Source organism: Amycolatopsis sp. NPDC054798, assembly GCF_053611505.1.
In genome coordinates this window covers 22940-39150 of record NZ_JBSHAM010000058.1, presented here as the reverse complement: position 1 = coordinate 39150, position 16211 = coordinate 22940, and the positions used below count along the sequence as shown (strand labels likewise).

The following is a 16211-nucleotide window of genomic DNA, read 5'->3' as shown; positions in this document are numbered from 1 at the left end:
AATGCCCACCACTGCCCAGTTGCCGTTCGCGCGGCCGAACGTCCTGGACATCGCACCCCTGTACGAAGTCCTGCGCCGCGAAGGCCCGATCGTCCCGGTGACGACCCCCGCGGGCGATCCGGCCTGGCTCGTCACCACTTACGAACAGGCGCGGGAAGTGTTCGCGGACAGCCGGTTCGGCCGGTCCCACCCGCGTCCCGAGGAAGCCTCGGCGGTCTCCGACGCCGCGGTGCTGAACGGGCCGCAGGGCGATTTCGAGACCGAGCAGCAGGAACACGCCCGGCTGCGCCGCCTGCTGGTCCCGGCGTTCTCGGCGAACCGGATGCGCCGGCTGACCGGCCGGATCCAGGAACTCGCCGACCGGTGCCTCGACGGGATGGAAGCCGCGGGCTCGCCGGCGAATCTGCACGAGCACCTGTCGTTTCCCTTGCCGGTGCTGGTGATCTGCGAACTGCTGGGCGTCCCGTACGGCGACCGCGAGAAGTTCCGCGATCTTTCCGACCGCATCGGCGTGCTCGACAGCGGCGGCGACGCCGAGGTGGCGATGACCGAGTTCACCGCCTACATGTCCGGTCTCGCCGACGCGAAACGGGCGGATCCGGGCCAGGACGTGGTGTCGGACCTGGTCGCCGCGCAGGCTGAAGACCCGACGTTCACCGAGGACGACCTCGGCAGGCTCGCTGCCGGGCTGCTGTTCGCCGGCCACGAGACCACGTCGAACCGGATCGACCTCGGCGTGTTGTTCCTGCTCACCGATCTCGCCCGCCGCGACGCGCTGGCCGCCGACCCCGAAGGGCGAGTGCACGCGACCGTCGAGGAGATCCTGCGGATGTCCGCGCCGGGCGGGCTCGGGCTGCTCCGGTACGCGCACGAGGACGTGGAGATCGGCGGCGTCCGCATCCCGCGCGGCGACGCGGTGATGATCTCGACCGCCTCGGCCAACCGCGACCCGTCGGTGTTCGCCGACGCGGACGAGTTCGACGCGGACCGCAAACCCAACTCCCACATCGCTTTCGGCTATGGCGGCTACTTCTGCATCGGTGCCAGCCTCGCCCGCACGGAGCTGCGCGTGGTGTTCACGACGTTGTTCCGCCGCTTCCCGAACCTCCGGCTGGCCGTGCCCGCCGACGAGCTGGAAGTGCGCGCGAACCGGCTCACCGGCGGAGTGTCGCAGGTTCCGGTCGAGTGGTGACGTCAGACTGACTCGATGGCGGCGGTTCCGGTGCTGACGAACGGATGCGTGGCGCTCACGGTGATCGTGCCGGGGGTGCCGCGCATCGACCGGACCCACACCGCGGCCGCGCCGCCGAGCGCGCCGAAATCCAGGTAGGGATCGCCGATCAGCACGCCGGGGCCGTTCACCGAGACGGCCAGCACGCCGTGCGCGTGCGGACGCGGAGCGCCGTAACGGTCGAGGGAGCGCAGCGCGACCCGGGTGGTGTCCGAACCGTCGGCGATGATTTCGTCGTCGTCGGCGGTCACTGCGATGGTGTCGTACGCCGGATCCGCGCTGAATCGCCTGCGCAGCACGGTTTGCCCGCCGATCCGGCCTTCGATGGCCAGTTCGGGGCGCGACCGGCCGTCCACCCGCAGATCCACCGGGAACGGCGGATGCGCCAGATGCGGGAACCGCGCGCGATCAGGCCGCACGGTGACCGGACGCTTGCCCTCGACAGTCACCGTCAGCACGTCGCAGTTCGACCACACGACGGCGTCGCGGCCCGGGCCGCCCGGCGGCGAGCCCGGGCCGAAATCCCAGTAGAAAGCCGGTTCGATCACCGCGCCGAGGGACGGGTCCCGCTGGGCGCGGTAGAACCCCGCGCCCAGTTTGGGAATGCGGAAGAAATCCATCACGCCGGGGTACTTCACGCCGCGATAGTGGTGGTACCAGCCGGACGGATAGTCGAAACCGCACCAGCCGAGCAGGCCGCTGTAGCGCGGATCGGACGCGGCGCGGTCGTGCACCCAGGCATGCAGCAGGCTCTGTTCCCGCTGCACCGCGGGCGGATCCGTCCGCCGGAAGTACGGCGAACCGACGAGGGTGCCGATCGCTTCGCTGACCAGGTAAGGAACTCCGCGGCGCGGCGGACGCAGCGGAGGCGGCGAACCCGGCGGGCGAGGGCGGCTGTAGTCGTTGAACGAGAAGACCCCGCCGCCGGCTTTCACCGGATACAGCGGCGAAACGTAGCCGCGTTCGCCCGCGACGGCGCCGGTGCACGGGCGCATCGGGTCGAGTTCCGCGGCGAGTTGGTCAGTCCTTCCGTACAACGCGTATTGGCCCAGGGTCTCGTTCACCCGGGTGCCCCACACGATGATCGACGGGTGGTTCCGGTCGCGCACGATCATGTCGTGCACGTCGCGCACCGCCAGCTCCTGCCACGCGGTGTCGCCGACGTGGTCCCAGCCCGGCAGTTCCTCCCAGACCAGGACGCCCAGCTCGTCGCAGGCGTCGAGAAACGCCGTGGCCTGCGGATAATGCGAACAGCGCACCATCGTGCAGTTCAGCTCTTCTTTCAGCAGCTGAGCGTCGCGGCGCTGCACCCGGTCCGGCATCGCGCCGCCGACGAACGGGTACCACTGGTGCCGGTTGAGCCCGAACAGCTTGAGCGGCTGGCCGTTCAGCCGGAAACCGTCCACAGTGAACTGAGCGTCGCGCAGGCCGGTGCGCACCGGGTAGGTGTGCACTTTCCGGCCGTCGACCGCGAGCGTGACGAGGATGTCGCACAGTGCCGGGTCGTCCAGATCCCACAGCTGCACTGCTTGGAGATCCTGCAGCGACACCGTCACCTGGGTGGTGCCCTTCGGCAAACCGGTGAGATCGGTATAGGAGGACGCGATTTCGGCACCGTGCTGACTCAGCGCGGCGGTGAGCCGAACCGGGCCCTTCACCGCTTTGGCCGAGTCGACGGTGCAGTGCAGCAGCACCTCGCGATTCGGCGTCAGCACAGCGATCTGCTGGGCGTACACATCGGACAGATATGTCTGCGGTACACCAGTGAGCCGGACTTCGCGGTACAACCCGGCCGGTTGGTAGAAGTCGATCGCGGTCGGGTGGGGGAATTCCGGCAGATCCGGCGGAGTGTTCTGCTGCCAGCGACCGTCGACGACCACCGCGAGCACGTTGTCCTTCTCCGTCAGCAGACCGGTGACCTCGCAGCGCAAGGGCAGGTAGCCGCCGCTGCGCACGGCGACGCGGCGGCCGTTGAGATACACCGTCGCGGCGCTGAGCACCCCGTCGAACTGCAGGAACGCGCGGTTGCGGCGGAGCTGCGCGGGCGCGAGGAAATGCTGCCGGTAGACCCAGACGTGCTGCCAGTCCGCCGGATCCCAGTCCTGCCAGGACAGCGGAACGACGCAATGCGGCACGGAAACCAGCGCCATTCCGCTGTCGTCGAACTCCGGATCGGTGCTTCCCTCCGCGTACGGCCCGAAAAGCCAGTCCGCGCCGAACCCGTCCCGCGCCGCCGGGGGCGCGGGACGGGAAAGCGCGGCCGCGAGCGCGCCCGAACCGGCGAGCGCCGCACCGGCCCCCAGCAGGAAACTTCGCCGGGGGTGCGCGGCGAGCCCGCGGACCCGCTCCGGAGGCTCGCCCGTCATCCCCGCCGGCGGGCGGTTCCGGGACGGGGCGCGGGAGATCCGCCGGGAAACGTCGACGCCTGCATGGCGCGAGCTTACGTCCAGTGCTGTTCAGGTGAGGTCAGCTGTTCAGGTGGGGTCAGCTGCTCAAGGGAGATCAGCTGTTCAGCAGAGGTCGGCGAGCCGGTCGACCTGGTCGGGATCGCTGCCGTAGCAATACAGCATCACCTCGTCCGCGCCGAGATCGCGGTAGGCGCGGATCGCGCCCCGGATGTCGTCGGTCGTGGTGAGCATTCCGCTTACCATCCGCTCGGCCATTCCGGTGAATTCGTAGTACGCGTGCATGGCGGCTTTGGCTTCGTCCACGAGGGAATCCGGGCCGAGTGCGACGTTCACCTGCGCGACCAGCCGCGGTTCGCCGTCGCGGCCGTGCTCCTGCCAGTCGCGGCGCACGGTGTCGAACAGCCCGCCCGCCCACGACGGGGGAGCGGCGGCGAGCAGCCCGTCGCCCCAGCGGGCGACGCGGGCCAGCGCCTTGGGCTTGAACGCGCCGATCAGGATTTCCGGACCGCCTTCGCGGGCCGGGGCAGGGCCGATCGGACCGGCTTCGGCGCTGTGCGGTTTGCCGGACCACAGTGCGTGCAGGTCGGCGAGCTGCTGGTCGAGGCGGCGGCCGCGGTCGCGCAGCGGGGTGCCGGCGGCGTGGTGGTCGTCCTCGCGGCCGCCGACGCCGACGCCGAGCACGAACCGGCCGCCGCTCATCCGGTCGAGCGTGGCGGTCTGCTTGGCGAGCAGGGCGGTTTCGCGCAGCGGAGCGAGCAGAACCTCGGTCTGCAGCCGGACGCGGGTGGTCGCGCCGGCCAGGACGGCGAGCGCGGTCAGCGGTTCGGGATTGTGGTAGACGAGCCGGTCGAGCAGGCCGAGCGTGCTGAACGGGCCGGCGTCTGCGCGCCGCGCCCAGTCGAGCAGGGCGGCGGGGTCGCTGATGGGCAGGCCAATGCCGATGGACATCGGAGAACCTCCGGTAAAAACGGGTCGACAACAACAGGGGGTTGCCGCCCGCTCCTGGGCCTGCGATGTCTTCAGGCTGGCCGGTCCGCTCTGCGGCGTGCTTCCGGGGACCGTTCCGTCGGAGTGCCCGCAGCCTATCCGGCCGCCGTCGCGCCGGGCAACGAGGTTTCCAGCACAGCCAGCAGTTCGGTCAGCGCGGGGCCGAGCGGCAGGTCGGCGCGGACTGTCGCGTGCTCGTCGCCGCGGGTCTGGCCGCGGTTGACGATCACGACGGGTTTGCCGGACTTCGCGGCCCGCCGGACGAACCGCAAGCCGGACATGACGGTGAGCGAAGAACCCAGCACCAGCACCGCGGACGCCTCGTCGACCATCCGGTAGCACCGCTCCACGCGGGCGCGCGGCACGTTCTCGCCGAAGAACACCACGTCCGGTTTCAGCACGCCGGAACAACTCGTGCAGGGCACCGTGCGGAAGGTGCGGACGACGTCCTCGGCCAGTTCGACGTCGCCGTCCGGGTTGATCCGCGTTGCGGTGCCGCCGAAATCCGGATTGGCCGCGCGCAGCCGGACGTCGAGGTCCTCGCGGGCGGTGGTGCGGCGGCAGCCGAGGCAGACGACGCGATCGAGGTTGCCGTGCAGTTCGACCACGCCGGGGGTGCCGGCCGCGCGGTGCAGGCCGTCGACGTTCTGCGTGATGACGCCGGAGAGCCAGCCTCCCGCTCGCAGCGCGGAAACGGCGCGGTGCCCGTCGTTCGGCGCGGCCCGCGCGATGGTGCGCCAGCCGAGGTGGCTGCGCGCCCAGTACCGCTGGCGGCCCGCCTCGCTGGCGACGAATTCGCCATACGTCATGGGTGTGTGCCGGCGGAGGCTTCCGGTTTCGCCGCGGTAGTCAGGAATGCCGGATTCGGTGGACAGGCCTGCTCCGCTGAGCACGAGCACCCGCCGCCCGGAGACGATCTCCGCGACGTCCGCGACCGTGCCCGTGCGCGGAAGCGGTTCGCCGGGTCCGGCCCAGGTCAGCGTCGGTCGCGTGCGCACGCCGCCAGTCTAGCCGCCACCCTCCCGGGAAAAGGGCGATTGGTTCTTCGCGCGGCTGGGTACCAAAGCCACCATGTGGTTCGCGCTGGCTACGCCCGTGGTCGTGATGGTCGCCGCCGTGCTGATGGAATCCGTGGAGCGATATTGCGTGCGGACTCCGAGCGGGGCGGTCCGGCGGCCGGTCGAACGGGCGGCGCTTCGGGAAGCGTCGATGCCGGTCGTAGCCGTCGGGGCGGCTCGGCTCAGGCAGCGGACCGCCTGAGGCCGCTCATCGACCGGAGGGGCCGGTGTTCTTGGGAGGAACACCGACCCTCCAGCCGGTGGGCGAAGGCCCGTGCTCGGCCGTCGGGGTGCTGAGCACGGGCCTTTTCTTCAGGGCCTGGCGCGGGCGCGCTGGGCGGCCTGCCGATCATCCTGGGAATCCTGATGAGCGCCGGCTGGCGATCTCGTGGCGGAACCGGAGCCGTTGCTGCGTCAGGGCAAGAAAATCGCCGCGGCCAGCTTGAAGGAAGCCGAAGACACGGTGGACCGGATGAGCGACGACGTCCGGTAGCCGCCGGGTTTCCCTAGCGGGCGGCGTCCTTGGTGAGCTGCCGGTACCAGTCGTCGTACGGGTGATTGGCGGCCGGGTAGTTGACCAGCGGATCGGTGGCGAGGCCCGCGTTGTCGAAGTCCCAGCCGCGAACCGCGTGCCCGTTCTTGCGCGCGGCGATCAGGAAAGCCGATTCTTTCGCCGGGGCGCCGTAGAACAACGCGTCCTGGAGTTCGGCCGGATCGCCTTGCTGGTATTCGTCGAACGCGACCTGCTGGTATTGCACCCGGCCGCCGGTGACGAGATCCGTGGAGTAGCGCAGGGTTTGCGCCGGGGTGGACCCGTCGGCTCCGGTGGCGACACTGACGCGGCCGGCGTTTGCCTTGTCGTAGCGGGGATCGGACGTTTTCGCGTTGCCGGTCCAGGTCACCGTCCCGCCGGAGGCGTCGAGCGTGCCGCGCCACTGCCAGTTCTGGTTGTTCGCTTGGCTGCGGTGGATTTCGCGGAGTCCGGCGCCGGTGAACGCGACGGTCGGCAGCACCCCGTTGTCGTACTGATGGCTTGCCGACCAGGAGATTTCGCCGTCCGGGCCGAGCTGTCCGGTGTGGTACCAGAGCGTGGTGGCGCTTGGCGACTGGTGCACCTCGACGATCCGGCCGGAGTCGTCGAGCGCGACGGCCGGGGTCTGGCCGCTGTCGTACCGGCCGTGGCGCTGCCAGGAGACGCGTCCGTCGGCGCCGAGCTGCCCGGTCCAGTACCAGAGCGCGCCGCCGCCGGAGTCGTGCACCTCCACGACCTGGCCGCGGCTGTTGACCGCGACCGCCGGGTGGTACCCGACGTCCCGGCGGTACGCGGCGCGCGTGCCGCCGTCGCCGGACAGCAGCGGGAGGACTTTGCCGCGCAAGGAATCCGTGGTCGCGCCGGTGCGGTAGGCGGCGGGGGAGAGCAGCCGCGGCCCGAACGCGGCACTCAGTTCGGCGTTGACCGCGGCGAGATTCCCGGCGGCGAGCGATTCGTTGTCGGTGAGGTCGTCCTTCAGGTCGAGCATGACGACGATCGGCGCGGCGTCCGGATGCGCGGCGGACCAGGTGTTCACCACGGCGAGCCAGTCGCGGAGCCGGTCCGACGCCGGGTTGCCCGCGTGGTCGACCAGATCGCCCGGAGCGCTGTGGCCGATGCCGTAGTCGTGTCGGGTGGCGTAACCGTTGTCGTGGACGTCGAATTCGACGAACCGGACTCCTTGGTCGAGCTGGTAGGAGATGGATCCCTTCGCCCCGTCGACGTTGCCGGAGTAGCTGTTGTGCGTAGCGGCGAAGACGGTGGAAGTGAAGGGTTGCGCGGCGTTCGCGGGCGCGCCGCCCAGCGCGGTGACAGTGGTAACAGCAGCGGCGGCGGCGACCGCGATTGTGCGGAAACGGTGCATTCGGACCCCCAGGCCAGATGGACAACCGGCGAAATACGGGCGATCTTGGCAGAGATTCATGGCATGTTCGAGGGATGCAGGAGAACGACGAGGAAACCTTCGCCGCACACGTGGCCGATCTGCTGTCCGGTTTGCCCGGAGTCGAGGCGGTCGCGCTGGGCGGCTCGCGGGCGCGCGGAACCCATCGCCCGGACAGCGACTGGGACTACGCGGTCTACTACCGGGGCGCGTTCGACCCGGACGACCTGCGTGCGCTCGGCCTCCCGGGCGAGGTCTCCGGCCTGGGCGAATGGGGCGGCGGCGTGTTCAACGGCGGCGCGTGGCTGACTGTCCAGGGGCGGCCGGTCGACGTGCACTACCGGGACCTGGACGTGGTCTCGCACGAACTGGCCGAGGCGGAGAAGGGCCGGTTCCACTGGGAGCCGCTGGCGTTCCACCTGGCCGGGATCCCGAGCTACCTGGTGGTGGCGGAGCTGGCGCTGAACCGGGTGCTGCGCGGGGAGCTGCCGCGGCCGGAGTACCCGGAGTCGCTGCGGGAGAACGCGCCCAAGTTCTGGCGCGCTTCGGCGGAGCGGACGCTGGAGTACGCGAAGAACGCGTACGTGGCGCACGGCCGGGTCGCGGAGACCGCGGCTTCGGTGGGGGTCGCGGCGATGCAGACCGGGCACGCGGTGCTGGCCGCGCGCGGGGAGTGGGTGACGAACGAGAAGACCCTGCTGGAGCGGGCGGGGCTGCGCGGGCTGGACGACGTGGTGGCCGGGATGGGGCACGACCTGGCCGGGGCGTTCGCCACGGCTTGTGCGTTGCTGGACCAGGCGGGCGGGAACGAGTAGCCCGGAGCCGGTCCCGGAAACCCTTGTGGCGCAACAAATTGTGAGAGCTGAACCGGAGCGGAGGGGAATGATCCGTTTCATTTCGCGGGTCTCGGGTATATAGCTTCGGCACGGTCGCGGCCGCCACGCCGTGGCGGGCCGCCCGTGCTGAACGGAGGAACGGTTTATGCCACAGCCCGGGCCGATCGCGAAGGATCCGGAGAAGGGATACGTAGCGCTGCTCGGCTGGTCGCTCAACGCGGTCGAGGCGCTCGACCGGTTCGACCGGCGTTACGTCGTGGTCGCGCCGGACTGGGCGGAGAAGTACTGCGCCGAGCACGACATCCCGTACCTGTCCTGGAACTTCGAGCGGCTCAACGACCGTTCGATGGAGATCGCCGAGATCCTGCACGAGGAAGGCGTCGACGTCGCCATCCCGCTGTTCGAGGAGACCGTCGAATGGGCCGGGGCGATCAACTCCGTGCTGCTGGACAACCCGCGCCTGTTCGGGCAGGCCATGCTGCTGCGGGACAAGGCGCTGATGAAGCGGCGCGCGCAGCTCGGCGGGATCCGGGTGGGCATCTTCGAGGAGGCGCACGACCGCGAGGACGTGGTCCGGTTCCTCAAGCGGGTCAACCAGACGCTGCTCAAGCTCGACGGCGACCCCAACGACCCGATCCACCTCAAGGCGTTCGACAAGGCGGGCTGCCTCGGGCACCGCGTCATCCGGACCCCGGACGAGATCGACTCGATCCCGGAGGAGGAGTTCCCGGTCCTGATGGAGTCGCATCTGGACGGATGGGAGTTCGCCGTCGAGGCGTGGGTGCACGGCGGCAAGGTCAAGTTCCTGAACATCTCGGAGTACGTCACGCTCGGGTACTCGGTGTTCGTCCCGGCGACGCCGGAGCTGGAGAGGTACCGGCCGCAGATCACCGCCCAGATCGAGAAGCTCGTCAAGACCTTCGACATCGAATTCGGCTTCGTGCACCCGGAGTACTTCGTCACCAGCGACGGCGAGATGTACTTCGGCGAGGTCGCCTACCGCCCGCCCGGGTTCAAGGTCTTCGAACTGCTCGAACGGGCCTACGGGTTCAACGCCTACCAGGCGCTGGTCCTGTCCTTCGACCCGAAGACGACCGAGGAGGAGATCGACGCTTTCTTCCCGAGGGAGGTCGTGGACGCGTCCGGGGTCGCCGGCTGCTTCGGCGTCTACCCGCGCCGCCGGGTGGTCAGCGAGCTGAGGATCCCGCAGGAGACCGAGGACGACGACTACTACGAGTCACACGATCTGTCCGCGCCGCTGGAAGAGACGGTGACGAAGAGGACCGCGTTCGGCACGCACTGGGGTCTGCTGTACTTCTTCGGGGATGATCCCTACCGGATGCGAGACCTGCTGAAGGCGCAGGAAGAACTGGACTTCTACGTCTGACCCCCGGACGAGTCCGCCACCCCGACCTAAGGAAGCACTTGGAGCCGAACGCCGACGTCACCGCCGCGACCGCGACGCTGGCCAAACGCGTGGCGTCGCTCGACGACGCTGTCCGGGCGATGGCGGAGACCCGCGACTTCGGCAAGCACACGAAGCTGCGGCGGGTGCTGGAGGCGCTGCGGCGGGTGCTGCTGCAGCCGGACGGCGCGGCGGCGGTCCAGGCCAGGGCGCGGGCGCTGGAGGACGCCGGGGTCTTCCAGGGCACGGACTGGGACACCCCGGAGATCCTGATCCCCGCGCTGGCCGGCCCCGGCCTGCACAGCGAGAACGCGGACACCGTGGTGATGGAGGCGACCAGCGAACTGCGCATGCTGGCGGTCGCGCGCGGCGACTACGAGCATCCGACGCTGTCGGTCGAGGACGCCCGGGTGTTCCTGTCGCAGGTGCTGGGGATGAACCTGGAGCTGCTGTTCACCCCGCCCAGCGAGGCCGAGCGGACCCGGCAGGGCCGGACCGCGCAGCTGATCCGGGACCTGCTGCGCCACCTCGCCGACCAGATCGGCTACGACAGCGTCCTGGACAAGGTCGTCGAGGAGATCTGGCGGATCCTGCGCCAGCGCCCGATCCAGGTCGACCAGGTCAAATCGCTGATCACCCGGATCTCGATCTACCGCGGCGATCCGGACGTCGACCTGGGCGGCTCCTCGGTGCAGGGGCTCGACCGGCTCATCACCAGCCTGTTCGGGACCACCGAGGCCTGCCGGGAGGACCCGGGCGTCGACGTCTTCCGGTCCCGGCTCGAGGCGATGGACGCGACGAGCCTGCAGTACGAGGCGAGCGGGTTCGCCCGGGCCATGCACGACACCGGCCTGGTGTCGCCCTACCACGCCGAACTGCTGCGGTATCTGGCGAACGAAAGCGACTACCTCCTCGGCGAGGCGCTCGGCCTGTCCGACGTGGGCCGGAACTGCCTGATGCGCTACCACGACCTCGTCCACCGGATGATCGAAGAGGCCGTGCATCCGCAGACCGCGCAGTGCGTCTACGGGCTCGCGCTGCTGCTCGACCGCGGCATCCTCTACGAACCGCCGGTCGTGCCCGCGCTGTGGCGGCAGCTGGCGCTGGAGCTGTCCGCCGCCGCGCGGGAACGGCTGACGCTCGTGTTCGGCGACCAGCCGAGGCCCGAGGCGCGGCTGCTTTCGGGCGTGCTGTCGATGCTGGGGCAGCCCCTCGGCGTCGGGCAGGGCGACAACCCGACCTGCCAGTCGGCGCGGGCGCTGTCGATGTGGGCTTACAACGACCCGGACTACCTGCTGCAGGTCGTGGTGTGGGCGGCCCGCGACGACGAGGTCGTCATGCACTTCGAAGGACAGCCGGTCTCGTCGAAGGAAAGCGGTGCCGGGCTGTCCGCCGGACTGCCGGCCGACCTCGACCCGGTGTCGTCGCTCGTGGTGCCGCACCTGGACCGGATCTACGCCGAGATGGGGCGGCGCTGCGCCGACCGGCCCGGCGACCCGCACCGCTGGGTCAACCCCGAGTTCCACGGCTGGTGGGCTTCGCGGGGCTTCCGGATCAACGTCGACGTCGCCACCGGCAAACTGGTCGACCTCGACGATTTCCTGCGGCAGTTCCACGCGAGCTACCACCCGACCTACAACGGCGAGCAGCCGCTGATCCACCCGCAGCCCGCCGGGATCGCGGTCACCGACAGCGCGGCCCGCTACGTGGGCTGGCACGCGATCACGATCCTGCGCACCGCCCCGGATCCCGAGGACGTCATGCGGGTGTACTTCTACAACCCGAACAACGACTCCGGCCAGGACTGGGGCGACGGCGTCGTGGTCTCCACCGCGGGCAACGGCGAACGGTTCGGCGAGGCCTCGCTGCCGTTCGACCAGTTCGCGTCCCGGCTCTACATCTTCCACGTCGACCCGAGGGAGCACGGGGAGCCGGAGAAGGTGCCCGCCGAGGACGTCGCGCGGATCATCGGCTATCTCGAGCGGAGCTGGGGAGCGGACCGGCTGCCTGCCGGGACGTTGCAGGCGGCGCGGAACCCGCAGGGCTGACACGGATTCTCTCCGGCAGCGGGGAAACGCGCCAGTCTGATTCGGCCCTCCTGCGAGGATCGGCCGACCGGCTCGAGGATTTCTGTTCCGGTTTTTGTCGGTGGTGCCTGTCACGATGGCCGGAGTCGATCTAGGAGGCGCCGTGACCGAGTCCTTGACTGAGCTGGCCTGGCTGGAGAATTCCGGTCCGTTGCAAGACATTTTCTGCGTTTCGTTCGTGCACGGGCTCGACCCGCCCGAGGTGGTGCGCCGCTTCGGTGCGGCGCCTGGGGAGCAGATGACGTTCGAAGAGCTGAACGGGTTGGCGGCGGAATACGTCGCGCAGACCCAAGGCGGAAACGGCGGCGGATACGTCGGGGTGGTCTCGTCCGGCGAATGGAGCGTGGCTGTCGAGCCGTGGGGCTGGCAGGGGAATCTGCCGGAAGTCGTTGCCGGGCTGTCGAAATCGAGCGAGGTGGTGTCGGTCAACCGGCACGACTACGCCGAGGCGCGCTTCGTCTACGCGGTGGACGGCACGGTGGTCGCGGGGTTCACCCCGCGGATGCCGAGCCGGCGGTACGGCAGCGAGCCGGAGCGGCTGACGCCGTTCCTGCGTGCGGCCGGACTGGGCCCGGAGCGGGAGGAAGAGCGGCCGTCCAGCCCGATCGCGGCGGCGTTCGCGGTGGCGGCCCGGATGACCGGGGTGGTGTTCGTCCCGCAGATGCTTCGGCAACCGTTGCTGGTGGGGGACATCCGGACGTAGCCGGGGTCCCGGGCAGGGGCGGGCGATCGTGGGGAGGGTGGTCCGGGAGACGGGAGGCGTGCGCTGGCGAGGACAGGGATGGGGTGCGCTTCGCGGCCGGGTTCTCGGCAGCAGTTGCCTTGCCTGGTGAGGGTTTTCTGGTGCCCGGCTGGCTTTTCGCTGCAGGAATATCTGCAGCTGGCTCGGCGAGGGCGGGTGGCTCTGGCTGGGGATGGACTGTGCGGTGGGTCGTCGGGCTAGAGCGGGACTGTGCGGTGGGTCGTCGGGCTAGAGCGGGACTGTGCGGCGGGCTGCCTGGCCAGAGCGGGACCGTGCTTGGCGGCTGTTGCCGGGGAGCGCGGGCTCAGAGGGTGAACTCGGTTCCGTCGAACGGCAATTCCGCGCCAGCGCGGACCACAGCGGCGTATTCCTTGCCGGTGGGGTCGACGACCGGGTTGGTGTTGTTCAGGTGGGTGTAGGCCCACCGCGTGGTGCCGGGCCGGTGGGTGATCGTCGCCAGGGTCGAGGTGATCGGCAGGTGGCCCATCGCTTGCTGCGCGGACGGGTTGGCGCTGTCGGTGGCGGTCGTGAATTCGGTGCCGCTGTGGAAGGTGCCGTCCAGCAGGACGACGCTCGCGCCTTCGGCGAACGCGTCGAAGCCGGGCGGCCAGGTGCGCAGGCAAGGCGCGTAGACGAGGGTGCCGCCGGTCGCCGGGTCGTGGATGCGGTAGGCGACGACCCAGGGGCCGGGGTGAGCGGACGAGCGGGCGTATTTCGGTTGTTTGTCGCTGACGGGAAGGGAGGTGATGTGCAGGCCGTCGAGAGTGGTCTCCATGGCGGGGAGCCAGTTCCAGTCGTGGTACTCGCCGATGATGATGCGGGCCGGGAAATGGTCGGTCAGTGCGTGCAGGGCGGCGGCGGGAGCGTGGACGCTCAGGTCGGCCGCTTCGCGGAGCATGAGCAGGCCGAGGGTGTGGTCGAGTTCGGCGTCGGTCAGCAGGACGCTGCGCAGGGGCGTCTCGCGCGGGCCGGGGCCAGCGCGCAACGCTGGGGTGGCGAGGATTTGGGCGCGGATGTCCGGCGAGGCGTTGAGCAGGTGCCAACTGCGGCCGTCGGCGCTGAAGGCGACGCTGTCCTGCGTACGCGGGGGAGCGGCGGAGGTGCATTGACGGCAGGCGCAATTCCACTGGGGAAATCCGCCGCCCGCTGCGGTGCCCAGGAGGATGACCTTCACCGGACCGGACCGCGCATGACCAGGTCCGAAGTGGACGGTGCGGCGAGGATCAGGTCGACCGCGCCGCGGTGCGGGGAGCGGGAGCAGACGGGATCGGCGTTGGCGGCGTCGCCGGTGAGCTGGAAGGCCTGGCAGCGGCAGCCGCCGAAGTCGGTGGCGCGGCGGTCGCAGGTGCGGCACGGGTCGCGCATCCAGTCCTCGCCGCGGTAGGCGTTGAAGGACTCCGAGCGGTACCAGATGTCCGCGAGGGCGGTGTCTCGGAGGTTGTCGAGGGCGAGCGTGGTGATCGCGCTGGCGGCGGGGCAGGGCAGCACCGTGCCGTCGGGCGCGATGGTGAGTTGCCGCGCGCCCCAGCCGTGCATGCACGGTTTGGGGAACGGCTCGTAGTAGTCGGCGACGACGTAGATGATCTCCATGGTGCCGCGGAGTCGTTCGACGGCCGCGCGGACGACGGGTTCGGCGGCGGCGAGCTGGGCGGGCGTGGGCATCAATGCTTCGCGGTTGAGCAGGGCCCAGCCGTAGTACTGGGTGTTCGCCAGTTCGAGACGGTCCGCCCCCATCGACTCGGCGAGGGCGATGATCTCGGCGAGCTGGTCGTGGTTTTGCCGGTGCAGCACCACATTGACGGTCAGCGGCAGGCCAGCGGCCTTGACCAGCTCGGCCGCGGCCAGTTTGCGGTCGAAGGCTTTCGCTCCGGCGAGCAGGTTCGCGCGGTCGCGGGTGGCGGCCTGGGCGGAAAGCTGGACGTGGGCCAGGCCCCGTCCGGCAAGGTCGCGCAGCCGCTGCTCGGTCAGGCCGAGGCCGGAGGTGACGAGGTTGACGTAGCAGCCCAGCCCGCTCGCGTGCGCGACCAGCTCCGGAAGGTCCTGGCGCGCCAGCGGTTCCCCGCCGGAGAGGTGGACCTGCAGCACGCCCAGCTCCCGGGCCTGGGACAGCGCGCCGATCCAGTCCTCAGTGGACAGTTCCTCGGCCCGGCGCACGAGTTCCACCGGATTCGAGCAGTACGCGCAGTGCAAGGGACACCGGTGCGTCAGCTCCGCGAGCAGCCCCAGCGGTGCGGTCACGTCCATTCGATCACCCGCCGTTGCCCGAACCGCGCCAGCACGGCCAGGACGTCGCTCTCCTGCACGCCCTGGTACCGGCTGTTCAAGCTCGCGATGATGCCGGAAACCGGGGTCGCGCCGTCGCACAGTTCGAGGACCGCGGTGGCGGTGGGGTTCGGCACCAGCACGCCTTCCGGGAACAGCAGCACGTGCACCCCGCGCACGTGATCGAACGTCAGTCGCACGCCGAGACGCAGTTTCGGCACCGACGCGGTGGTGATGGTGTCCATCGGCTCACTCCTTGGCCGCGGCGCGTTCGATGGCGTCGAGCATCGACCACAGGACGTCGCATTTGAAGGACAGCGCGGCCACCGCTTTTTCCTGCTGCTCGCGGGTGACGCAGTGCCGCACGACGATGTCCAAAGTGTCCTTGCCCTCGCCGGAAACCTTGTCGATCCGGTTGGTGAAGTACGCGAGGTCGGCGCGGGAGATCCACGAATAGTTCGCCAGGACGTCGGCCACGCGCCGCTGCATCAGATGCCCGGCGAACATTTCGGTGAGCCCGGAGGCGACAGCCTCGACCCACGGTTTGGTGCGCGCGAAAGCGACGTAAGCGTCGACGGCGAACCGGACGCCCGGGGCGACGTGCCGCTCGTCCAGGACTTCGGCGCGGTCGAGGCCGACGGCGGCGCACAGCCGCAGCCAGCGTTCGGCTCCGCCCTCGCCCTCGACGGCCCCGTCGTGGTAGACGATCCGGTCGAGCCAGACCCGGCGGATTTCCGGAATCGGGCAATTGCTGATGATCGCCGCGTCTTTTCGCGGCAGCACGCATTGGTAATACCAGCGGTTCGCGGCCCAGAGCTTCAATTCGTGCTCGGTCAGTTCCCCGGCGTGCATCCGCTGGTGGAACGGGTGGGTTCCCCAGTACCGGTGCGCGAGGCCGCGCAGGGCTCCGGTGAACTCCGCCGGACTCATCGGGTGCACAGTGGACATTCGCGTACTCCGGGATTCTCGCTGAGCGGAAAGGTTTTCCGGGAAGGACGGGACCGCCGGGAGGAGCGACCCGCCGGAACGGTCCCGTCCGGCGGCTCATCCCTCCCGGCGGGCCGCGTAGGCGGTGACCTCCATCGGGGTTTCGTACTCGACGAAGTCGGGCGCGGTCCACATCTCGACGGGTTCGGGCATGAGGGAACTCGCTTTCCTTCGGTGGTGCACCGTTGAGCGGGGCATTCGTCCCGCCGCGAACGCCGTCACCCTAAAAGAGCAAGGCAGCCGGTCGCCAGGGGTGCGGCCCGATTTCCCGCCGAGTTCGTAAAGGTTCCTTCCG

The 16211-nt window shown here is 69.9% G+C and carries 15 protein-coding genes; 6 read left to right on the top strand and 9 right to left on the bottom strand.

The window, feature by feature from the left end:
- Position 1 precedes the first annotated feature (1 nt).
- A complete protein-coding gene (locus ACWGIC_RS30065; protein WP_452079287.1) occupies positions 2 to 1192 on the top strand; it encodes a cytochrome P450 in 1191 nt (396 codons plus the stop codon).
- Between the two features lie 2 nt (positions 1193 to 1194).
- On the opposite strand, the gene ACWGIC_RS30060 is transcribed toward ACWGIC_RS30065, so the two are convergent.
- From ACWGIC_RS30060 to ACWGIC_RS30050, 3 genes are all read right to left on the bottom strand, one after another.
- Complete coding sequence (locus tag ACWGIC_RS30060) at positions 1195 to 3597, bottom strand: glycoside hydrolase family 2 protein (RefSeq protein WP_452079286.1); 2403 nt, start codon at positions 3595 to 3597, stop codon at positions 1195 to 1197.
- 144 nt (positions 3598 to 3741) lie between these two features.
- Positions 3742 to 4587 (bottom strand): LLM class flavin-dependent oxidoreductase, encoded by an 846-nt coding sequence (locus tag ACWGIC_RS30055; protein WP_452079285.1) that lies wholly within the window; start codon positions 4585 to 4587, stop codon positions 3742 to 3744.
- Positions 4588 to 4721: 134 nt separating this feature from the next.
- Positions 4722 to 5624: an NAD-dependent protein deacetylase gene (locus ACWGIC_RS30050; RefSeq protein ID WP_452079284.1), complete on the bottom strand. Its 903-nt coding sequence runs from the start codon at positions 5622 to 5624 to the stop codon at positions 4722 to 4724.
- A gap of 73 nt (positions 5625 to 5697) precedes the next feature.
- On the opposite strand from ACWGIC_RS30050, the gene ACWGIC_RS30045 reads away from it, so the two are divergent.
- Positions 5698 to 5886: a hypothetical protein gene (locus tag ACWGIC_RS30045; protein WP_182888851.1), complete on the top strand. Its 189-nt coding sequence runs from the start codon at positions 5698 to 5700 to the stop codon at positions 5884 to 5886.
- A gap of 304 nt (positions 5887 to 6190) precedes the next feature.
- Here the strand turns inward: ACWGIC_RS30045 and ACWGIC_RS30040 are convergent, their stop codons facing one another.
- On the bottom strand, positions 6191 to 7579 hold the full coding sequence (locus ACWGIC_RS30040) for a hypothetical protein (protein ID WP_452079283.1): 1389 nt from the start codon (positions 7577 to 7579) through the stop codon (positions 6191 to 6193).
- Between the two features lie 74 nt (positions 7580 to 7653).
- Between ACWGIC_RS30040 and ACWGIC_RS30035 the strand changes: the two genes are divergently transcribed.
- From ACWGIC_RS30035 to ACWGIC_RS30020, 4 genes are all read left to right on the top strand, one after another.
- On the top strand, positions 7654 to 8412 hold the full coding sequence (locus ACWGIC_RS30035) for a nucleotidyltransferase domain-containing protein (RefSeq protein ID WP_452079282.1): 759 nt from the start codon (positions 7654 to 7656) through the stop codon (positions 8410 to 8412).
- Positions 8413 to 8578: 166 nt separating this feature from the next.
- Positions 8579 to 9820, top strand: a complete 1242-nt coding sequence (locus ACWGIC_RS30030) for an ATP-grasp domain-containing protein (RefSeq protein ID WP_452079281.1) — start codon at positions 8579 to 8581, stop codon at positions 9818 to 9820.
- 38 nt (positions 9821 to 9858) lie between these two features.
- Positions 9859 to 11886, top strand: coding sequence for a hypothetical protein (locus ACWGIC_RS30025; protein WP_452079280.1), 2028 nt, complete (start codon positions 9859 to 9861; stop codon positions 11884 to 11886).
- 142 nt (positions 11887 to 12028) lie between these two features.
- Positions 12029 to 12628 carry a DUF6461 domain-containing protein gene (locus ACWGIC_RS30020; RefSeq protein WP_452079279.1) on the top strand — a complete coding sequence of 200 codons (600 nt, stop codon included), beginning with the start codon at positions 12029 to 12031 and terminating at the stop codon, positions 12626 to 12628.
- Between the two features lie 343 nt (positions 12629 to 12971).
- On the opposite strand, the gene pqqB is transcribed toward ACWGIC_RS30020, so the two are convergent.
- The 5 genes from pqqB to pqqA form a co-directional block, all read right to left on the bottom strand.
- On the bottom strand, positions 12972 to 13841 hold the full coding sequence (pqqB, locus tag ACWGIC_RS30015) for a pyrroloquinoline quinone biosynthesis protein PqqB (RefSeq protein WP_452079278.1): 870 nt from the start codon (positions 13839 to 13841) through the stop codon (positions 12972 to 12974).
- A complete protein-coding gene (pqqE, locus tag ACWGIC_RS30010; RefSeq protein ID WP_452079277.1) occupies positions 13838 to 14911 on the bottom strand; it encodes a pyrroloquinoline quinone biosynthesis protein PqqE in 1074 nt (357 codons plus the stop codon). Before pqqE ends, pqqB begins: the two co-directional genes overlap by 4 nt.
- Complete coding sequence (gene pqqD / locus ACWGIC_RS30005) at positions 14902 to 15174, bottom strand: pyrroloquinoline quinone biosynthesis peptide chaperone PqqD (protein ID WP_452079276.1); 273 nt, start codon at positions 15172 to 15174, stop codon at positions 14902 to 14904. Before pqqD ends, pqqE begins: the two co-directional genes overlap by 10 nt.
- 4 nt (positions 15175 to 15178) lie before the next feature.
- Positions 15179 to 15877 (bottom strand): pyrroloquinoline-quinone synthase PqqC, encoded by a 699-nt coding sequence (gene pqqC, locus ACWGIC_RS30000; protein WP_452079275.1) that lies wholly within the window; start codon positions 15875 to 15877, stop codon positions 15179 to 15181.
- A gap of 96 nt (positions 15878 to 15973) precedes the next feature.
- Positions 15974 to 16069: a pyrroloquinoline quinone precursor peptide PqqA gene (gene pqqA, locus ACWGIC_RS29995; RefSeq protein ID WP_452079274.1), complete on the bottom strand. Its 96-nt coding sequence runs from the start codon at positions 16067 to 16069 to the stop codon at positions 15974 to 15976.
- Positions 16070 to 16211: the final 142 nt, after the last annotated feature.